This window comes from uncultured Agitococcus sp. (genome assembly GCF_937920075.1).
In the GTDB taxonomy this organism is placed as follows: Bacteria; Pseudomonadota; Gammaproteobacteria; order Pseudomonadales; family Moraxellaceae; genus Agitococcus.
Window position 1 is genome coordinate 1 of the sequence record NZ_CALETI010000055.1, and the last position, 5665, is coordinate 5665.

General features: G+C 42.8%; 1 protein-coding gene. It reads right to left on the reverse strand.

What is annotated here, in order from left to right; all coding sequences use genetic code 11:
• Positions 1–10 precede the first annotated feature (10 nt).
• Positions 11–5659 (reverse strand): DUF4340 domain-containing protein, encoded by a 5649-nt coding sequence (locus Q0212_RS01770; protein WP_297921291.1) that lies wholly within the window; start codon positions 5657–5659, stop codon positions 11–13.
• Positions 5660–5665 lie beyond the last annotated feature (6 nt).

The window sequence follows — 5665 nt, forward strand, 5'->3', positions numbered from 1 at the left end:
GGGTGGGGTCTTATTGGTCAACCCTCACACAAAAACGCACTTCACCACTCTGCCCCGAGCCTAAGCCGACAGGATTATCTGTTAAATGCCATTGTAAACTGCCCACTCCACCGACACTGGGTGATGAAGCGACACTACACAACACACTACTTGGCGTAGTACGGCATGAGGCACTTCTAAAGGTGGTAAATGAGGGGGTCATATCATTAATGACAATATTAGACACGACATTTGCCGAAGGATTGCTATAAACAATTTGATACTCAATAAAGGCATTAGGTAAAGCTTGATTATTAGTGGTAAATAAATTGGTATCCGCGCCAGTTGACGGACAACTGCTCACTTCACGAACTTTTTTCACCAATACCAAGCCAGAGTCCATAATAATTGTGGTATCTGGTTGACTAAAGTTAGCAACTATCGCGCTTGGTGCTGTATAAACAAAACTAGCACCGATAGTAGAGATATTTTGTGAACCATTTGTTGCTGTGCTTGGTGATACTACTTTTTGCACCAAACACACCACTTGATCTGCAACAACGTTAATTGCACTGGTAATTTGTGTGTCGCCACCATCTAACAAGGCATTACAGTTTGCATCTAAATACACCAATGACGTCCACGCCAATAAAGGTGTAGGCGCTTGTGCTGTGCTAAATGTAACTGAACCTTCTGTACCAGCAATAAATTGATGGCCATAACTTGCCGTTGTGCCTGCTGGGATTGTTTGATTGCCAGTACCTGTTAATTGGCTTTGAACTACATCGCCAAAATTAACCCCTGTATAGTTGGTAGATGCAGCTAAGATAAACTGCACTTTATCGGTAGCAAGTGTATAACTGCCACCCGTTGTCCCTACATTACCACTCACTGATACTAAGTTTGCTGGTTGTTGATACTCCTCCACACACAAAGTTGTACCAGCACTTAAACTATTGGGAATACTCAAAGTATATCCACCTGAACCATCTGTCACAGTCGTTTGATAGACCGTTGAACTACAGTTAGTTAAACGAACTAAGGCATTACCAATTCCCTGCTCGTCCACTTCCTGAATGCCATTATGCGGTGTCGCTGCATTTTTTCCATTATCATAAAACACCTTACCTGTGATGGTATAACCAGTATTCAAGGTATTAGTAAAGGTACAACTAATATTAGCACCTGCTGCGGTTGCTGCGGCATTTAAACTAACACTACCACCAACCAAATTAGGTGTCGCACTACCTGCGCCTAAGCCAGTACAACTAATATCTGTTACCGTATAACCACTAGGAATCGTTTCAGTAATGGTTGTTGCTGTAGCTGCCGCACTTAAAGTTTGTGTGGCACCTGCAACCGCAACACCTGCACTGCTCGTAGTAATATTTTGTGAAGCAAAACCATTGGTTCCCGTAAAACTAAAGGTACCTGTTCCACCTTGAGAAATTTTACTAATGGTAATCGTTGGTAACTTTGTATTGGTATAAGTACACGCTATATTGGCACCATAAACTAATGCGCTATCACTAATCGCAACAGAACCCGCTACTAAATTTGGTGTTGCATTGCCTGAACCTAAGCCTGTACAACTAATATCGGTCACGTTATAACCACTAGGAATGGTCTCAGTAATGGTCGTTGGTGTCGATACAGCACTTAAGGTTTGTGTGGTACCTGCTACACTTGTACCTGCGACCGTTGTAGTAATAGTTTCATTACTAAAACCATTATTACCTGTAAAGGCAAAAGCACCTACACCACCTTGGCTAACTTTGCTTAGCGTTAACTTTGGTAAAGCACAGGCATTTAATACTGTCGGTGCTAAACCTGCGTCATCTGCCGGAGTAGTAGAACTAACAAAAGACATACTTAATGTAGAAATACTGGTTACTGTAGAAGGTAAGGTTACCCCAACTGGCAAGGCAGCTAAACCAGACACACTAAAATCATAAAGCTGCATTGTGCTTAAACCACCATCTAAGGTTGCACCATTTAATGCAGTTAATGTTCCTACTTCTTGTCCACTTGGTGTGCCGACTAATTGTGCATAGACAGTGCCATTAACAATTAACTGATAAGTCATTGCAGGAGAGCCAGCCGCAGGATTGGTATTACGCCAACGCCAATCACCTTTAACCACAAAATTACTACCTGTTCGTACGTAAGTCGCTGGGCTTGCAATTAAACCGAAGTTATTAGTAATAGGTGTTGCTGTGTTGTCTGAAAAATAAAGCTCAGTGCCAGCCGAGCTTAATAAATTAGTGGTACTACCAGGCGAACAAGTCGGTGCAGTAGTTGAATCAACAATGGTGATCGCTTGACTAACTTGATTATTACCACCTGTTGTTGTACCACCATTACTATCATTAGTTGCGCCAGTAGTTAAAACCAATGTACCAGAACCTGATGTTGTTGGTGTGCCTGTGACCGTACAATTAATAGATGCACCAACAGCAATTGTGCCAGCCGTTGGCACTGTTGGACTACAAGTTGCACTCAAACCAGCAGGCAAACTAATTGCACAAGTTGCTCCTGCTGTTGCGGGTGCAATGCCATTATTAGTACAGGTAAATTTGCCATAATAGGGTGAGCCTACAATACCTGTATTCGGCATATAGGTTAAAGTTGGCACCATATCGGATAAACCTGTATTGGAATAAGTACAGGTTGTTGCTGTAGTGCTATTACTAATCGTCACACTACGACCCACTGCTCCACTCACTAAGGTACTACCACCAGTACAAGCGACTGTACTGTTATAATCACTGACACTTGCTCCACCACCAAATGTCTCCACAGGAAGTGTCACTACATCGCCTGCATACACAGTGACTGTCGTACCTGTTAAACCTGTAGAAGGTGCTGTCGCATTAAACGTCGAATTATTCGTGCCACCTGTCGTAGTAACAGTGGCCGTATGACCAGTTGCGGCATTTGTCCATTGTTTAACAAGTGTTAAATTCTGAGCAATACGGGTGTTGGTATAGGTACAAACAATAGCTTTGCCTTCATCTCCTGCTCCAATAAGCAAAGTATTACTCACTTGGCCATTAGTGCCACTTAATGTATTCGCTGTCGCCCCTGCATCAGCCGTACATGACAAGACAGTATTGTAATTACTGAGTGTGCCTGTACTCATTGTTTCAGCAGGTAAAGTTACTGTTTCTCCTGCATACACCGTGACACTTGTTCCTGTCGTGTTGGTGCTAGCTGTGCTGGTAAAGGCTGTCGTATTGTTCGTTAATCCTGTGGTTGCACCAATATTTGCGACATTACCACTGATGCTGTTTGCACCCCACGCTTTTGCCAAACGGAACGTTGCTGTTTTTCGAGTGTTGGTGTAGGTACAAGTAATGGCTGAATCAGCGGTATTAATGGTTAAACCATCCGCCAAGTTTGTATCGGTTGCACCTGTACACGCTAAGTTTGCGTTATAGTTGCTGGCACTACCTGTGGAAAATGGCTCAGTGAACGTTAAAGTATCACCCACATAAACCGCTGTTGCAGTGCTTGTATCCGTTTCATTCGCTGTATTAGCCACTGAAGCAAAAGATGGATTAACCGAACCCCCTGCGGTGGTGATCGTCACTGCATCATTCACTTGGGCATTGACCCACGTTTTACGCAAGGTTAATTGTGCTGTTTTACGGTTGGTAAACGAACAACGAATATCTGCGCCATAGACCAAATTTGCACTTGGAATGGTTAAAGTGCTGCCAGCCAATGAGCCAAAAGTACCCGTACCATTTGTCGTTAATGTTCCATTAGCATCGGTACAACTGGCCGATGCCAATTGCCAACCACTTGGTACTGTTTCTTGAATTTGCACATTACTTGCCAAACTGGTGACATTCATCGCCGTCGAACTGACTGCTGTTCCTGCAGTGGCTGTTGTTAAATTCGTTGATGCCGATGCTAAGTTTGTATTGGTAAAGCTAAAGCTGCCAGTACCTCCATTAGTGGTTTTACTAATGGTCACGGTAGGATGCTTAGGTAAACACCAAGCATATTGATTAAAGGCAATTAATTGTTGTGTCGATGTACCAGAGGCATGTGCTGCATAAAACTGTGTACTGGCACTGGTGATCCCATTCAAGTTATAGGCAAAATACAAATTACAGTTGGCATCATTAGCACCACAGTCAGCAGAAGTAGTTGCTGTAGTGGTATTCCCCGAAATGGTTTCATTTGTCCCATTTTGAGCAGTAATTGTTGTTGGATTTCCTGCACTCGATGTTGAAATCGTTCTGTCTCTAAAATTAAAACCACCACTATTATAATAATCACTGTCATAAATGGAGTAACTTAACTTATTAATGGCACGACTTGGTGCAAGCCCCAAAGTAGCAATTAAAGTATTACTGGCTAAACCACCATTACTAGAAATCGTTAATGAGTTAGCCACATTACCATAGGTGCGTAATGAAGGATCACCCGACATCGCGGTGACTGCTTGGGTATTGGTAAACGTTACCGTGACATTATTAGGTGCAGTACCCACCACAAAGCTTTTACTGCTTGTACCACTTGGCCATGTATTAGTGGCATTAAATTCAAAGGTTTGGCCAATTTCAGCCGCATTACAAGCAATTTGTGAGGGGAACGAGCCACCTGACGAACTGCTTGCTGTATTAGTAAAGGTACAACTGATATTAGCCCCTGCTGCGGTTGCCGCCGTATTTAAGGTGACTGTACCTGCACTCAGGTTATTAGTTGCTGTACCACCAGAGCCTAAGCCACTACACGCAATATTGGTTAAAGTATAGTTACTGGGGATTGTTTCAGTAATCACTGTTGATGTTGTAAATGCCGCACTGGTTAAGGTTTTAGTCGTGCCTGTAACGCCCACGCCCGAAGTACTGGTGGCAATAGAATCTGAGCCAAAACCGTTTGTGCCACTAAAACTAAAAATACCATTATTATCAACACTAACTTTTGTTAGCGTAATCGTCGGTAATTTGTTATTTGTAAAGGTACACGTATAGTCTTGCCCTGCGGTGACACTTGCTGCAGGAATCGTGTAGGTACTGCCAGCCAAACTCCCCACCGTTGTGCCACCTGAATTGGTACAAGTTGCTCCAGCCAAACTCCATCCAGAGGGTAAAGAGTTTTCATTAATCGTAAGATCAACGCCTGTAGCACTGACGGTATAGGCTTGTGTGCCTGCTGTGCCTGTATCACCATCAACTTGCTCTGTAGCACCTGCGGTACTGGTGGTAATTGTGCCCGTTGTTTGCACGGTATTTGTTAAAGCAAAACCAAAAGTACCTGTGCCACCATTAGAGGTTTTACGCAAATTTAAGGTGGTTGGCGCAATAATGTTAATACTTTCTGGTACTGCATTTTGCGCTAAGGTATCTAAGGCTGCCGTACTACAAGAGCTACTACCAATACCTGCTAATTGGCCATAACCCCCTTGTCCATCTTCTGAATTTCCACCATTGGTATTACGGTTAGAAATACGTGCTTTAATTACATAATAACGATAATCCTTTCCTACTATCTCTATACTGCTTTCAGATACCGAATATATTACAGCAGTGCCTTCTTTAATAACATAATAGGCACCGTTTTCTTTTGTTCCGAATGACAGCTTAACTGTTTTACCCTCATTTTTTATAGATATTGTATATGAAGGTGTAAATAATCCATACTTTTTTAAAGAAGCCTCGGACATATCTGT

Bases quoted from the DNA above. Each gene is read 5' to 3' on its own strand.
- Q0212_RS01770 (WP_297921291.1), bottom strand. From the start codon at position 5,659: ATGTCCGAGGCTTCTTTAAAAAAGTATGGATTATTTACACCTTCATAT.